This window comes from Enterobacter sp. R-25 (assembly GCF_049913205.1).
GTDB lineage: Bacteria > Pseudomonadota > Gammaproteobacteria > Enterobacterales > Enterobacteriaceae > Enterobacter > Enterobacter ludwigii.
The window spans coordinates 1,109,491-1,124,581 of record NZ_CP183982.1; the positions used below are offsets into that span (position 1 = coordinate 1,109,491).

General features: G+C 57.4%; 13 protein-coding genes. 8 read left to right on the forward strand and 5 right to left on the reverse strand.

Annotation, left to right across the window (positions count from 1 at the left end):
• Positions 1-80: 80 nt before the first annotated feature.
• From ACN9MQ_RS05250 to ACN9MQ_RS05275, 6 genes are all read left to right on the forward strand, one after another.
• Positions 81-2,264 carry a TonB-dependent receptor gene (locus ACN9MQ_RS05250; RefSeq protein WP_025204782.1) on the forward strand — a complete coding sequence of 728 codons (2,184 nt, stop codon included), beginning with the start codon at positions 81-83 and terminating at the stop codon, positions 2,262-2,264.
• A 102-nt stretch (positions 2,265-2,366) separates the two neighbouring features.
• The gene (pheP, locus tag ACN9MQ_RS05255; RefSeq protein WP_014168959.1) at positions 2,367-3,755 is read left to right on the forward strand and encodes a phenylalanine transporter; all 1,389 of its coding nucleotides are present in this window, start codon (positions 2,367-2,369) and stop codon (positions 3,753-3,755) included.
• Positions 3,756-3,939: 184 nt separating this feature from the next.
• Positions 3,940-5,178 carry an MFS transporter gene (locus tag ACN9MQ_RS05260; protein WP_426021404.1) on the forward strand — a complete coding sequence of 413 codons (1,239 nt, stop codon included), beginning with the start codon at positions 3,940-3,942 and terminating at the stop codon, positions 5,176-5,178.
• Between the two features lie 15 nt (positions 5,179-5,193).
• Positions 5,194-6,219, forward strand: a complete 1,026-nt coding sequence (locus tag ACN9MQ_RS05265; RefSeq protein WP_252068674.1) for a sugar phosphate isomerase/epimerase family protein — start codon at positions 5,194-5,196, stop codon at positions 6,217-6,219.
• Positions 6,212-7,354 (forward strand): Gfo/Idh/MocA family protein, encoded by a 1,143-nt coding sequence (locus tag ACN9MQ_RS05270; RefSeq protein WP_047955161.1) that lies wholly within the window; start codon positions 6,212-6,214, stop codon positions 7,352-7,354. Before ACN9MQ_RS05265 ends, ACN9MQ_RS05270 begins: the two co-directional genes overlap by 8 nt.
• A gap of 75 nt (positions 7,355-7,429) precedes the next feature.
• Positions 7,430-8,401, forward strand: coding sequence for a LacI family DNA-binding transcriptional regulator (locus ACN9MQ_RS05275; protein ID WP_025204778.1), 972 nt, complete (start codon positions 7,430-7,432; stop codon positions 8,399-8,401).
• On the opposite strand, the gene ACN9MQ_RS05280 is transcribed toward ACN9MQ_RS05275, so the two are convergent.
• Both ACN9MQ_RS05280 and ACN9MQ_RS05285 read right to left on the reverse strand, forming a co-directional pair.
• Positions 8,402-9,646 (reverse strand): mechanosensitive ion channel family protein, encoded by a 1,245-nt coding sequence (locus ACN9MQ_RS05280; protein WP_020885139.1) that lies wholly within the window; start codon positions 9,644-9,646, stop codon positions 8,402-8,404.
• A 66-nt stretch (positions 9,647-9,712) separates the two neighbouring features.
• Positions 9,713-11,149 carry an MFS transporter gene (locus tag ACN9MQ_RS05285; RefSeq protein ID WP_032681520.1) on the reverse strand — a complete coding sequence of 479 codons (1,437 nt, stop codon included), beginning with the start codon at positions 11,147-11,149 and terminating at the stop codon, positions 9,713-9,715.
• A gap of 107 nt (positions 11,150-11,256) precedes the next feature.
• Here ACN9MQ_RS05285 and ACN9MQ_RS05290 point away from each other — a divergent pair, with 107 nt between their 5' ends.
• Together ACN9MQ_RS05290 and ACN9MQ_RS05295 are read left to right on the forward strand one after the other, a co-directional pair.
• The gene (locus ACN9MQ_RS05290) at positions 11,257-12,126 is read left to right on the forward strand and encodes a helix-turn-helix transcriptional regulator (RefSeq protein WP_014168966.1); all 870 of its coding nucleotides are present in this window, start codon (positions 11,257-11,259) and stop codon (positions 12,124-12,126) included.
• Entirely contained in the window at positions 12,123-13,157 is a 1,035-nt protein-coding gene (locus tag ACN9MQ_RS05295; RefSeq protein WP_426021426.1) for a DUF2157 domain-containing protein, read from the forward strand. The genes ACN9MQ_RS05290 and ACN9MQ_RS05295 overlap by 4 nt, the downstream gene beginning before the upstream one ends.
• A gap of 121 nt (positions 13,158-13,278) precedes the next feature.
• Here the strand turns inward: ACN9MQ_RS05295 and nfsB are convergent, their stop codons facing one another.
• The 3 genes from nfsB to ACN9MQ_RS05310 form a co-directional block, all read right to left on the reverse strand.
• Complete coding sequence (nfsB, locus tag ACN9MQ_RS05300; protein ID WP_426021403.1) at positions 13,279-13,932, reverse strand: oxygen-insensitive NAD(P)H nitroreductase; 654 nt, start codon at positions 13,930-13,932, stop codon at positions 13,279-13,281.
• 121 nt (positions 13,933-14,053) lie between these two features.
• Entirely contained in the window at positions 14,054-14,422 is a 369-nt protein-coding gene (locus ACN9MQ_RS05305; protein WP_020885135.1) for an MmcQ/YjbR family DNA-binding protein, read from the reverse strand.
• A complete protein-coding gene (locus ACN9MQ_RS05310) occupies positions 14,412-15,002 on the reverse strand; it encodes a TetR/AcrR family transcriptional regulator (protein WP_020885134.1) in 591 nt (196 codons plus the stop codon). The genes ACN9MQ_RS05305 and ACN9MQ_RS05310 overlap by 11 nt, the downstream gene beginning before the upstream one ends.
• Positions 15,003-15,091: the final 89 nt, after the last annotated feature.

Below are 15,091 nucleotides of genomic sequence, written 5' to 3' on the forward strand. Positions count from 1 at the left end.
GTTCTCATTTGCATTGCACTTGATTACATTCTAAGGCCCGACAACGGGCCCTTTTTGCGCGCACGTTTAATGAGTTAATTATGAACAACACGAAAAGGCATAAAACGCTGCTGGCTCTCGCCATTGGCGCGGTCACGCACTCCGCCCTGGCGGCGGATGAAAAGAAAGAAGACACCCTGATTGTCCAGTCTGCGCCTGCCAGCGATTTTAAACCCGGTGGCGACCAGCTTGTGCCGGCGTTCCTTGACGGGCAGGTGGCGAACGGTGGACGCATGGGGATGCTGGGGCAGCAGAACGCCATGGACGTGCCGTTTAATATCATCAGCTACACCTCGAAGCTGGTAGAAGATCAGCAGGCGAAAACCATTGCTGATGTGGTCGCTAACGACGCGGGGGTGCAGTACGTGCAGGGCTACGGCAACAGCGCCGAAACCTTCCGTATCCGTGGCCTGAAGTTTGACGGAGATGACATGACCTTCGGCGGCCTGTCCGGCGTTCTGCCGCGTCAGGTGGTGGATGCGCAGATGGTCGACCGCATTGAGATTTTTAAAGGGGCAAACGCCCTGATGAACGGCGCGGCAAGTTCAGGCGTGGGGGGAATGATTAACCTTGAGCCAAAACACGCGGATGAAACGCCGCAGGCAAAAGTGGGCGTCGATTACACCTCCGATTCCCAGTTTGGCACTACGCTGGATGCGGGCCGTCGCTATGGGGACAACGACCAGTTTGGCGCGCGCGTGAACCTCGTTCATCGCGAAGGGGAAAGCGGGGTGCCCAACGATCGCCGCCGCACTACGCTGCTCTCCACCGGCCTCGACTACAAAGGCGACAATTTCCGCACCTCTCTGGATGTGGGGTATCAGAAGAAAACCTTCCATGGCAGCCCGACCAGCGTCAATATCTCCGCCGTGGATTTCGTGCCTGAACCGCCGAAAAACGATCGCAACTTCTCGCAGAAATGGGCCTACAGCAACATCGAAAATGAATTCGGGATGTGGCGCAGCGAGTACGACATTACCGATAACTGGACGGCCTATACCGGCCTCGGCGCACAGCACGCTCACGAAGAAGGGATTTACAGCGCGCCGAAGCTGCTGGATAAAAGCGGTAAGGCGACGGTCAGCCGTCTTGATACCAACCGCATCAGCGATTCCGTCAGCGGGATGGCGGGTATTCGCGGTAACTTTGCTACTGGCTTCGTAACGCATAAAGTCAACGTCGGTTACTCCGCGATGACCAAAAACGAAAAAATCGGCTGGAAAATGTCGTCGGCGGCGGATAACCCAACCACCAATATCTATCACAATACCGGTGTGGATATGCCGGACAGCTCCAGTTTCAACGGCTTAGGCGGAAATTACAGCGATCCGCTCACCAGCGGGCGTACCCGGACGCAGGGCTGGCTGTTGAGTGATACGCTGGGTGTGCTGGACGACAAACTGCTGTTTACCGCCGGGGCGCGTCATCAGAAGGTGGTCATTCGCGGATACAACAAAATTACCGGGCAGGAAAATAAAGCAGACGGCTTCGACGGCAGCCGCTGGATGCCTACCTACGGCGTGGTTTACAAGCCGTGGGAGGCGATCTCCCTGTATGCCAACCACACCGAAGCGCTGCAGCCGGGTCAGGCAGCCCCCAACACCGCCACCAACTACGGGCAGAGCACCGGCATCGTTCACTCTAAGCAGAACGAAGTGGGCGTGAAGGCGGATTTTGGTCGCGTGGGCGGCTCCCTGGCGCTGTTTGAGATCAAAATGCCGTCGGCGATCCTCAACAGCAACGGTCATTATGGCCTTGATGCCGAGCAGCGTAACCGCGGCGTGGAGCTGAATGTGTTCGGCGAGCCCCTGCTGGGCGTCCGTCTGAACGCCAGCGCTACCTGGCTGCAGGCGGAGCTGACCAAAACCAACAACGGCCTCAACCAGGGTAACGATGCGATTGGCGTTCCGAATTTCTATGCCGTTCTGGGCGCAGAGTATGACATCAAACCGATTGATGGCCTGACCGCTACCGCGCGCGTGAACCACTCCGGCACGCAATATGCGGACCTGGCGAACACCAAAAAGCTGGACAGCTACACCACGCTGGATCTGGGTATGCGTTATCGCTTCGCCGTTAACCACAATCAAAATCAGATGACGGTGCGTGCGGGTATTGACAACGTGACCAATGAAAACTACTGGTCCAGCGTGGATGATTCAGGTACCTACATCACCCAGGGCGAACCGCGTACCTTTAAAGTCTCGGTGGGCTACGCATTCTGAGAACGCCGCTCGTTATCCGGGGCAGGGATGCCCCATTCCCTTGCTACCACCAGCCTGAAGTGTTAAAACGTGCCCCTTCTAAAAAAGAGACAGGGGTAGGGCGTGAAAGACGCGTCATCCGCTTCAGGCACCGGTAGCGCTGAAGCTTCGTCGGAACAGAATCCGACGCTGCAACGTGGTTTGCAAAATCGACATATACAGTTAATTGCCCTCGGTGGGGCTATCGGTACCGGGCTGTTTCTCGGCATCGGCCCGGCCATTCAGATGGCGGGGCCGGCGGTATTGCTGGGTTATGCCCTCGCCGGGATTATCGCCTTCCTGATCATGCGCCAGCTCGGCGAGATGGTCGTCGAAGAGCCTGTGTCAGGCTCGTTCGCGCACTTTGCGTATAAATACTGGGGCCCGTTTGCGGGGTTCCTCTCCGGCTGGAACTACTGGGTGATGTTTGTGCTGGTGGGGATGGCAGAGCTGACCGCTGCTGGCATCTACATGCAGTACTGGCTCCCGGATGTGCCCACCTGGATTTGGGCGGCGGCCTTCTTCATCATCATCAATGCCATCAACCTTGTGAACGTCCGTTTGTACGGTGAAACCGAGTTCTGGTTTGCGCTCATCAAGGTGCTGGCGATTATCGGCATGATTGGTTTTGGCCTGTGGTTGCTGTTCTCAGGTCACGGCGGTGAGCGTGCCACGATCGACAACCTGTGGCAGCACGGGGGGTTCCTGGCGACCGGCTGGAAGGGGCTTATCCTTTCGCTGGCGGTGATCATGTTCTCTTTCGGCGGGCTGGAGCTGATTGGTATCACCGCCGCTGAAGCGCGCGACCCGCATAAAAGCATTCCGAAAGCGGTCAACCAGGTGGTGTACCGTATTCTGCTGTTCTACATCGGTTCGCTGGTGGTATTGCTCGCGCTCTATCCCTGGGTTGAGGTGAAATCAAACAGCAGTCCGTTTGTGATGATTTTCCACGATCTCAACAGCAATGTGGTGGCCTCAGCGTTGAACTTCGTTATTCTGGTGGCGTCACTTTCGGTCTATAACAGCGGCGTCTACTCCAACAGTCGGATGCTGTTTGGCCTCTCCGTGCAGGGGAATGCGCCGAAGTTCTTAACCCGCGTCAGCCGTCGCGGCGTGCCGGTGAATTCTCTGCTGTTGTCCGGTGCGATCACCTCTTTGGTGGTGGTGATCAACTACCTGCTGCCAAAAGAGGCGTTTGGCCTGCTGATGGCGCTGGTGGTTGCCACCCTGCTGCTGAACTGGATCATGATCTGCCTGGCGCACCTGCGTTTTCGTGCCGCGATGCGTCGTAAGGGACGTGAGACGCAGTTTAAAGCGCTGCTTTATCCGGCAGGAAACTATCTCTGCATCGCTTTCCTCGGGTTGATCCTTGTGCTGATGTGCACCATGGACGACATGCGCCTTTCCGCGATGCTGCTCCCGGTGTGGGTCATCTTCCTGTTTGTGGCGTTTAAACTTTCCCGCAAGCAATAATGCATGCCGCCCTCTCCCGGTGGGAGAGGGCGAGCTATCCGGTTTCCCATCCCAACGCGATTAACCTCTTTATCGTGACCCCTCTCCCAAATCTCTCCTGATCCACAGGATCTTTATTTTGTAATCGATTACTTTTCATTTGAGGGTATTTGTAATCGATTACTTTTCTAGGGTGAGGCTCATTATGGTGTCAACAACTGAAAGTAGTGGGAAGGTGATAGCGCAGCACCGGCTGCTGGTTCCGCGTCTGTCGCTGATGATGTTTCTACAGTTTTTTATCTGGGGTAGCTGGTCGGTCACGCTGGGTCTGGTGATGACCCAGCACAACATGTCGTTGCTGATTGGTGATGCGTTCTCCGCCGGGCCCATCGCCTCTATTTTGTCGCCGTTCGTGCTCGGGATGCTGGTGGATCGCTTCTTTGCCTCGCAGAAGGTGATGGCGGTAATGCACCTGGCGGGCGCGGCTATCCTGTGGTTCGTTCCGGGGACGCTGATCGCTGAAAATGGTGCGCTGCTGATCGGCCTGCTGTTTGGCTACACGCTTTGCTATATGCCGACGCTGGCGTTAACGAACAACATCGCGTTTCACAGCCTGGCAAACGTCGATAAAACCTTCCCGGTGGTGCGCGTGTTCGGCACTATCGGCTGGATTGTCGCGGGGATCTTTATCGGCGTTACCGGCGTGGCCTCCAGCGTCACGATCTTCCAGGTTGCGGCGGCGAGCTCCGTGCTGCTGGCGCTCTACAGCCTGACGCTGCCGCACACGCCCGCCCCGGCAAAAGGGCTGCCGGTCCAGATTCGCGATCTGTTCTGCGCTGATGCGTTTGCCCTGCTGAAAACCCGCCACTTCCTGGTCTTTTCCGTCTGCGCAATGCTGATTTCCGTGCCGCTTGGCACCTACTACGCTTACACCGCCTCGTATCTGGCGGATGCCGGGATTGCTGATGTCAGCACCGCGATGTCGTTCGGCCAGATGTCAGAGATTGTCTTCATGCTGGTGATCCCGCTGCTTTTCCGTCGTCTGGGCGTGAAAGTCATGCTGCTGGTCGGCATGCTGGCGTGGTTTGTCCGTTACGCGATGTTTGCCATGGGGGTGAGTGAGGAGGGACGTTTCCTGCTCTATCTCGGCATCCTGCTGCACGGTGTGTGCTATGACTTCTTCTTTGTGGTGGGCTTTATCTATACCGATCGCGTGGCGGGCGAAAAGGTGAAAGGCCAGGCGCAGAGCATGATCGTGATGTTCACCTACGGCATCGGCATGCTGCTTGGTTCGCAGATTTCTGGCGCGCTGTATAACCGTCTGGTGGCGGGACAGGCCGTGCCGCAGGCGTGGGTCACCTTCTGGTGGATCCCGGCGGTGGCGGCAGCGGTGATTGCGCTGATTTTCCTTCTCACGTTCAAATATGACGATGACAAGGCGTAACGTTCAGGAGGTGGTATGAGAACGATTAAGGGACCTGGTATTTTCCTGTCGCAGTTTATCAGCGCAGAAGCGCCGTTTAACTCGCTGGATGGGCTGGCAGGCTGGGCAGCAGGTAAGGGCTACAAAGCCGTGCAGATCCCCTGCAATCATCCGCACATTTTTGACGTGGAGAAAGCGGCTGAGAGCCAGGCCTACTGTGACGACATTACCGGCACGCTGGCGGAGCACGGGCTGGCGATCAGCGAGCTGTCGACCCATCTGGAAGGGCAGCTTATTGCGGTGAACCCGGTCTACGGCGACGCGTTTGACCATTTCGCGCCGGCAGACGTGCGGGGTAACGACGCGGCCCGTCGGGCGTGGGCGACCAGCAAACTGAATCAGGCGGCGGCGGCCTCCGCAAAATTAGGCCTGACAGCGCACGCCACTTTTTCTGGATCGCTGGCGTGGCCATTTTTCTACCCGTGGCCGCCGCACAACGCGCAGCGTTTTCAGGACGCTTTCCAGACGCTGGCAACCCGCTGGCGGCCCATTCTGGACACTTTTGATGAGCATGGCGTCGATGTCTGTTATGAGCTGCATCCGGGGGAAGACCTGCATGACGGCGTGACGTTTGAGCGTTTTCTGGCGCTGGTGGACAACCACCCGCGCTGCAATATTCTCTACGATCCCAGCCATATGCTGCTTCAGCAGATGGACTACCTGACGTTTATCGATCTCTACCATGCGCGCATTAAAGCGTTTCACGTCAAAGATGCGGAATTTCGTCCCAACGGGCGCAGCGGTGCATACGGTGGCTACCAGCCGTGGATCCATCGCGCGGGTCGCTTCCGGTCGCCGGGCGACGGGCAGATCGACTTCACCGGTATTTTCAGCAAACTGACCCAGTACGACTACGAGGGCTGGGCAGTGCTGGAGTGGGAGTGCTGTCTTAAGGATGGCGATACCGGCGCCCGCGAAGGCAGCGAATTTATCCGTCGTCATATCATTCCGGTATCCGGGCGCGCGTTTGACGATTTCGCCGCGGGAGGCAGCCATGATTAACGTCGGGATTGTCGGCAGCGGCTTTATCGGCCCGGCGCACATTGAGGCGCTGCGGCGCCTCGGCAGTGTGCGGGTGGTCGCCCTGTGCGACAGCTCGCTTTCACAAGCGCAGGAAAAGGCGCGCCAGCTGAATGTGCCCCATGCTTACGGGAACGTTGAGGCACTGCTCGCCCATCCGGATCTGCACGTGGTGCATAACTGCACGCCAAACCATCTGCACGCAGAGATTAACCGCCAGATTTTGCGGGCGGGTAAGCATGTTTTTTCCGAAAAGCCGCTGTGTATGACCCCGGAGGAGGCCCGCGATCTGGTGGCACTGGCTGAGCAGGCGGGCGTGGTACACGGCGTCAGCTTTGTCTATCGCCAGTTTGCGATGGTGCGCCAGGCGGCCAGCATGAGGCGCGAGGGCAGTCTCGGTCGGCTGTTTGCCACGCATGGCAGCTACCTGCAGGACTGGATGCTGCTGGAAACCGACTACAACTGGCGGGTGGATGCCGCGCTGGGCGGTGCGTCGCGCGCGGTGGCGGATATTGGCTCCCACTGGTGCGACACGGTGCAGTTTGTGACCGGGCGGCGGATCACCGACGTGATGGCCGACCTCGCCATCGTCTGGCCAACGCGCAAGGCCAGTGTGGCGGGAAACCGGACCTTCACGGATGATCGCAGCGCGAACGATGAAGACAAACCGGTCACCACCGAAGATTTTGGCTCGGTGCTGGTGCGCTTCGACGATGGCAGCAAAGGCAGTTTTAACGTCTCGCAGGTCAGCGCCGGGCGCAAAAATCGACTGATGTTTGAAGTTAACGGCAGCGAACGGTCCGTGGCGTGGGATCAGGAGGTGCCGCAGCAACTCTGGATCGGCCATCGCGCGCAGGCAAACCAGACCCTCTCCGACGATCCAAACCTGATGAACCGTGACGTGGCCGAAAGCGCCCATTTTCCCGGCGGACATATCGAAGGCTGGCCTGATGCCTTTAAAAATATGATGGCGCAGTTTTACCGCGCCGTGATGCAGGGGGAGATGCCGGCACAGCCGCTGTTTGCGACGTTCCATGACGGCGCGAACGTCATGTATATCATTGATGCGATAGTGAAAAGCCATCAGCAACAGCGCTGGGTGCGCGTTGCGTATTGACGCGTTGCCCGGTTCGCCGGGCAACGAATTTATGGTAGCCTGCATAAAACGTTAACCGCAGGAAATGCCGTCGCTATGTCCATTCAGAAAATCGCTCAGCTTGCCGGGGTGTCCGTGGCAACGGTCTCTCGCGTGCTTAACAACAGCGATACCGTGAAAGCGAAAAACCGCGAACGCGTCCTGCAGGCGATCAAAGAGAGTAATTACCAGCCCAACCTGCTGGCGCGCCAGCTGCGAACTGCCCGCAGCTATATGATTCTGGTAATGGTGTCGAACATCGCTAACCCGTTCTGCGCCGAAGTGGTGAAAGGCATTGAAGAGGAAGCCGAAAAGAACGGCTACCGCATTCTGCTGTGCAATTCCGGCTCTGACATTGAACGCTCGCGTTCGGGGCTGAGTTTGCTGTCCGGTAAAATTGTCGACGGCATTATCACCATGGATGCCTTCTCAAAGCTTCCTGAACTGGCCGCCCTGATTGGTGCCGCGCCGTGGGTGCAGTGCGCCGAATACGCCGATGCCGGTGCGGTCTCTTGCGTCGGGATTAACGATGTGGACGCCTCGCAGCATGCCGTCAGCCAGCTTGCCGACGGCGGGCGCGGGCGGATCGCGATGATTAACCACGACCTGAGTTATAAATATGCCCGCCTGCGCGAGCGTGGCTATAAGAGCGTTATCCACCTGAAAGATCTGGCTTACCAGGCGGTGGAATACGCCAGCGATCTCAGCTTCGGCGCCGGAATGGCGGCGATGCAAAACCTGCTGAAGGAAAACCCGCCGGACGCGGTCTTTGCCGTTTCCGATACCCTGGCGGCAGGCGCATTGCATGCGATCCAGCAGGCGGGATTACGCGTGCCGGAAGACATTGCGGTAGTCGGGTTTGACGGTACGGAACTGGCGGAGATGATTTCGCTCACCACCATCGAACAGCCGTCGCGGGATATTGGGCGCAAGGCGGTCGATTTGTTGTTGAATAAAATCGATAACCCGGATGCGCCCACGGAAAGAGTGATGATGGACTGGCGCTTTATCTCCCGCGCCAGCGCCTGATTATTTCGCTATTACGCCAGCCAGCGAGCGAATATCGTTTCCGGTCGGAGATTGATGAATACGCAGACCAAATTCATCCACCACCGCGAATATATGGTCGAAAATATCGGCCTGAATCGCCTCATATTCCGCCCAGACGACCGTGTTAGTGAACGCGTATATTTCAACTGGCAGCCCGTTAGCTTCTGGCGCTAACTGGCGAACCATCAGCGTCATATCTTTGCGGATCCGCGGGTGATTACGCAGATATTCATTTAAATAGGCGCGGAAGGTTCCAATATTGGTCATTTTGCGCAGGTTCAGCACCGATTCGCCTTCACCGTTTTCCTGATTCCAGAGCGAAATTTCTTCGTGACGCGCCGCCATGTACGGCTTAAGCAGCTTCGCCTGAATCAGCTGCTGTTGCTCCTGCTCGTCGAGGAAGTGGATGCTGGTGGTGTCTATATTCAGGCTACGCTTGATGCGTCGCCCGCCGGAGGCCGACATGCCGCTCCAGTTGATAAAGGCATCAGAGACCAGTGCCCAGGTCGGAATGGTGGTGATGGTATTGTCGAAGTTGCGCACCTTGACGGTGGTCAGGCCAATGTCCGTGACCGTGCCGTTGGCTCCGTATTTTGGCATCTCCAGCCAGTCACCGAGTTTAAGCATGTCATTGGCGGAGAGCTGGATCCCGGCGACAAGCCCGAGGATCGGGTCTTTAAACACCAGCATTAACACCGCAGCCATGGCGCCCAGGCCGCTAATCAGAATGGCTGGCGACTGACCAATCAGCAGCGAGATAATTAAAATCCCCACCAGAATAGCGCTCACCAGTTTTATCCCCTGGAAGATGCCCTTCAGCGGGAGCTGCGAGGCTGTCGCCATCTTTTGCGAAAGATTGAAAATGACGTCCAGCAGCGAGAAGAACGAGAGCAGGGCATACACCATCACCCACAGCCTGGCGCAGGTGGTGAGCATTTCCGCGGCTTCGCTGCCTTTTTGCAGCCACAGTACCGCCTGAACGTTGACAATTATCCCCTGCAGGGTAAAAGCGACGCGGTGAAATAACTTGTTCTGGGTAATGATTTGCAACCATAAATGGCTGCTGGCCTGCGCGCGCTTCTCAAAGGCCCGCAGGACCACTTTGTGCAGAATAAAATGAACGATGAGTGCGGTAAGAAAAATAATACCAAAGATAATCACTAAAGAGGTGGTGTGATTAATTTCAATGCCTAACTCTTCAACCTGAGCAATTAATTCCTGCATAACGTCTCCTGTATTGATGCAGCCCCATAATGGCGGCTGCGGATCTATTATGCAAATTCGTCAGGGTTATTTGACGGCGTGGCAGGTCGTCACCACCGGCAGGCACAGCCGATGGCGAACCCGCAGCGTCGCCAGCGCGAGGATCACCATCAGGCCAGTTTCCACCGCGAGGAAGAGGGTGATCGCCTGGGTGTAATCTCCGTGATGATTTTGCAGACCGTGCAGCAAAATCGCGCCAAAGATGGCCGGGCCGAGTCCAAGTGCCGCCTGCTGCAGCGTGCTCAAAATGGCGCTCGCCGCCCCGGCGTCATCAGGCTGAATATCGCGCATGCCAATACGATAAAAACTGTTCACGATCAGCGCCTGACCATAGCCGACCAGCCCGGTCGCGGGTGCCAGCGTCAGCGCGGTATTGTGCATTCCCCAGAGGCGGAAGGTGACAATCAGCGCCAGCAGGCCCGCTATCTGGATCGCCAGACCGGTGAGCAGAATGGTACTGGTGCTGTAGCGGGCAATCAGACGCGGGGCAAACCACGCTGAAATAAAGTAGGTAACACCCAGGGCGATAAAACTGTTGCCAGACTGCCACGGCGCCATCCCCAGACCGGTTTGCATGGTTAACGCCATGCAGAACATAAAGCCGGACCAGACGCTAAAAAAGAGCAACGCAATCAGCACGCCAAAGCGGATACTGCGCAACTGCAGCAGGCGCGGCGGGATCAGCGGATGCGCATCGTCCCGCTCTTTTTTGCGGGCGTTGAGGGCCATCAACCCGGCAAGCGGAATAATGGCGATAAGCGCGACCTTGAGCGGCCAGGACCAGTGCCACTGCGGGCCAAGCGCCATCGGGAACAGCAGGCAGCAGAGGATGATCGCCAGCAGGACGGTGCCCGTCCAGTCAATGCTTGATGGCGTGTCGCGGCGGGTTTCCGGCACGTAGCGGCGGCTCATGGCCAGTACCACCAGACAAATCGGCACGTTGATAAAGAAGGCGTTACGCCAGCCGAGGCCGGCAATGTCCGCCGATACCAGCCAGCCTCCGCCCATCTGGCCGACGATAAACGCGATGCCGCCGATGCCGCCAAAGAGGCTGATGGCCTTCGCGTGGGCCGTGCCTTTCAGCGTTACGTGCAGGGTGGCGAGAATTTGCGGCATGATCAGCGCCGCGCCAGCCCCCTGAAGAATACGGGCGCCCAGCAGTTGTTCAATGTTGCCTGCCATTCCGCACAGCAGTGAGGCCAGGCCAAAGCTCGCCACGCCCCACATGAAAAGACGTCGGCGGCCAAGGTTATCCCCCAGCTTGCTGCCGAGGGCAAGGCAGACGGCAAAGGCCACACCGTAGAGGGCCACAATTAATTCCAGCTCGGTGGCCGTAGCGTGCAACGAGTGGGTGATAGCATCCAGCGCCACGTTGGTGATTGAGGTATCAATCAGCGGCAGCATCTGGCCGGTTAACAGCAATATCAGGCCTGCGCGGCCCGGTGAAACGACTGACGTATTCATGGTAACTCCATTGCGTCATTCAACAGATGGTCGTAGCATCAACGATCTGATAAACGGGTACCAGTTCTTGCTTATACTGGTACTGGCACTACCATGCAGGGGGATTTATGGCGCTGATGTCTGAACCCGTCGTCTCGCTCAAGGATGACACCCGAAAACAACTTGGTGCGTTTTTACGCGCCCGACGCGAAAGCCTCGATCCGCAGCGGCTCGGCCTGCCGCGCAGCGGTCGACGCCGCACGCCCGGGCTGCGCCGTGAAGAGGTGGCCCTGCTGGCGGACGTCGGGGTGACCTGGTACACCTGGCTTGAGCAGGGCAGGGACGTCAATCCGTCCAGCGCGGTGATGGCCGCCGTGGCAAAAGCGCTGCAATGTACCCCGACCGAAGCGCGCCATCTTTTTGTGCTGGCCGGGCTACCGCCGGGTGAAGCACCGCAGGCCACCTGCTGTGAAGGGATCAGCGAAGGCACGCGCCGCCTGCTTGATACGTTAATGCCGAAACCGGCCAGCATTCAGAAACCCAATTTCGACATCGTGGCGTGGAACGACAGCTTTGGTCATCTGATGGGTGTCGATTTCAATGCGATCCCCCCGGAAGACCGCAACTGTATTTATCTGTTCCTCACCCACCCGGCATGGCGCGCCCGTCTCGGCAGACGTGACGATGTGCTGCCCGTCTTTGTCTCCTATTTCCGGGCGGCGATGGCCGAGCACCGGGGTGACCCGCTGTGGGAAGCCAAACTGGCGCGCTTCTTTGCGGTGTCTGAGGAGTTTAAAAATCTGTGGCATCAGCGCAATGACGTGCGCGGTGTGGAAAACCAGCTCAAGTTGTTTACCCATCCTGAGCTTGGGGAATTTACCCTGCAGCAGATGTACTGGTACTCTGCTCCACGAAACGGTTCCCGGTTGCTGGTGTATCTGCCAGTGGATGAAGCCGGGGAGAGAGCAATGGAATGGCTGACGGAGCAGGCAAAATGAAGGTTACCGGCAAACAGGAGCGGCTGCTACGCCGCGCACTCAACGAGTGGCAACAGGAAGGCACATTAACCGCTGACGACCACCAGCGGCTGGCCGGTACGCTTCAACGCGTGACCATGGACTGGCAGCGGCTGAGCCGCTACGCCTTCTGGACGGCACTCGCCTGCGTCATTATCGCCATCGGCAGCCTGTTTTCGGACAGCGAACTGATGGCGCGCATTATCGAATTCTTCGCTTTTTCCTCCCTTGCCCGCATCGGGCTGCCGGCGCTCCTGGCCGTGCTGTTTTATTTGTGGGGCTTCAGCCGCCAGCGGCGGGAGACGCAGTGGCATTACAGCACCGAAGCGATTTTGTTCCTCGGAGTCTTGTTTACCGCCATCGCGCTTTGGCAGCTGGGTGAACGGCTGGATAACGGCAGCGGCCACATCGCGCCCCTGTTCCTGGCCGGCTGTGCCGTCTATGGCCTGGTAGGCTTTTTCGGCCGCTCCGGGCTGGTCTGGCTGTTTTTCTTGCTCTCGCTTGGCAACTGGTTTGGCGCGGAGACGGGCTATATGTCCGGCTGGGGCGCTTACTGGCTGGGGATGAACTATCCGGTGCGCTTTATCTTTTTCGGCGGCGCGCTGCTGGCCCTGTGCTGGATCCTGCGCGCTGTGCTGCAGTCCCGTCATCTCTACACCACCAGTAAAGTGATGGGGCTGACGTATCTCTTTGTCGCCCTGTGGATCATGTCGATATTTGGTAATTACGATATCGATAACTGGTACAGCGTGACCCAGGCCTCGTTGCTGCCGTGGGCGCTGCTGTTTGCGGTGGCGGCGGTTCTCTGTATTTACATCAGTCTGAAAACCGACGATGGCATGCTGCGCGGGTTTGGCCTGACGTTCCTCGCCATTAACCTCTATACCCGCTACTTCGAATACTTCTGGGATGGGATGAACAAGGTGGTGTTCTTCCTGATTCTGGCGGCGTCGCTGGCGGTGATAGGGCGGTATGCGGAGCGGATCTGGCATGCCGGGCGTGCGGAGAAGTAAGTTTTACGCGTTTTTATCGGGAAGACGCAGAAAACGCCGTCTGCGTGAGATGCTGGTTCAATGGCGAAACCAGGCAGATGACGCGTGATTGAAAACGGGCCGCAGTTGCGGCCCGTTTGTCTTAGCACTCGGTCACAATCGTGCTCAGCGGCAGGCGAGATTTTGGCAGCGTGGCGTTGAAATCTTCCACGCTGTGGTGTCCAACCGGGACCACCACCAGGCTGGTGAAGCCTTTCTCTTTCAGGCCAAACTCTGCGTCGAGAATGGCGGCGTCAAAACCTTCAATGGGTACGGCATCCAGGCCCAGCGCGGCCACGCCTAACAGGAAGTTACCGACGTTGAGGTAAACCTGTTTCGCCATCCACTGGTCGTCATCTTTCAGATCCACGCGGTGCATGTCGGCGAAATAGCAGCGACCTTTGTGATTCGCCGCTTTTGCTTCTGGGGTGTTGAAGCGACCGTCGGCCTCTTCCTGATCCACGACGCGCTCAAGCCACGCATCGTCCATGGCGGTTTTCGCGCAGAACACCACCACATGAGAGGCGTCCATCATTTTGCGTTCGTTGAACACGTAAGTGCCTGCCGCAGATTTGGCCACGCGCGCTTTACCTTCCTCAGTGCTGGCAATAATAAAATGCCACGGCTGGGAGTTCGTGCTGGACGGGCTGTACTGCAGCAGGGTTTTGATCTTCTCCGCTTCTTCAGCGGACAGTTTCTTGCTTGGGTCAAACGCCTTGGTGGAGTGGCGTTTCAGGGCAACGGAAAGGATATCCATAACAACTCCTGGTGATAAAGTTCGCCCGCGTGCGGGCGCGAAAAGGAGTGCAGATTACCGTGCGAAGCGGGAAAAGATAAGTGCATTTTGAGCGCTTAATCTGTTCGTCTCAGACGAACAATCAGCGCGGCCTGATCCATTTCTGGTCTTTTTTCGGCAGCTTATCGACGACCAGATTCCAGGAATCGTTGATGAGATCGGCCACCAGTTCCGGCGTAACATCGTCGGTGCCGTAGAGTGAAATCCAGTGCTTTTTATTGAGATGATACCCCGGCTCAACGCCGCGGTAGATCTGCTGGTTTAACAGGGATTTTTCCGGATCGGATTTCAGGCTGACATGCGGTCGCCCGTGAGCAACCGCAACAATCATGAAAATTTTGCCACCCACTTTAAACACATCAAATTCCGGCCCGAATGGCCAGCAATGTTCGGTGAACGGCAGTTCCAGCGCCACGCGTTTGGCGTGTTCCTGCAGCGATTTACTGTCCATCAATATCCTCGGAGGCGAGTCCACGCCACATGGCTTCAAAGCCCAGCGCTTTAAAATCGACGGCGCGGGACGGATCGCGGGTGGCAAATTCCATGGTGGTTTCGGCAAGCGATAAGAACATGGCATCACCAAAGGTACGAAACTCATCGGACATAAATACCGGACGCACTGCACGACGGCACAGTTCATGCAGCTCCGGGAACATCTCCTGCACGGCCTGCTCCGTTTCGGCGCTGATCTTCTCGCTGACGCCAAGCTGGCGAATGGCGGCGTGAGCGACAGGATTACGGATGCCCCAGTCCACGTAGCTGTTCCAGATATTGCGGGTATGTTCTTTGGGGAGAGTGAGCGTGCGATCAAGCTCCGCCAGCATCGTTTGGCAGAGATCCTGCTTCAGGTGCAGATAGAGGGCATTCAGCAGATCGTCTTTGGTAGCAAAGTAGCGGAACAGTGTGCCTTCAGCGACGCCCGCGTTCCGGGCAATTAAGGCCGTTGAGGCGGCAATACCTGACTGTGCAAATGCAGCGGTTGCTGCGTCCAGTAAGGCCTGTTTTTTATCTTCACTCTTCGGACGTGCCACTAAATTGTTCCTCCTGTCAATTGTAAAAACCTTGATTGAAACACGTGCTTTGACAGGCTGCAACGCGCAATGTCAAAGATCGAAAACGT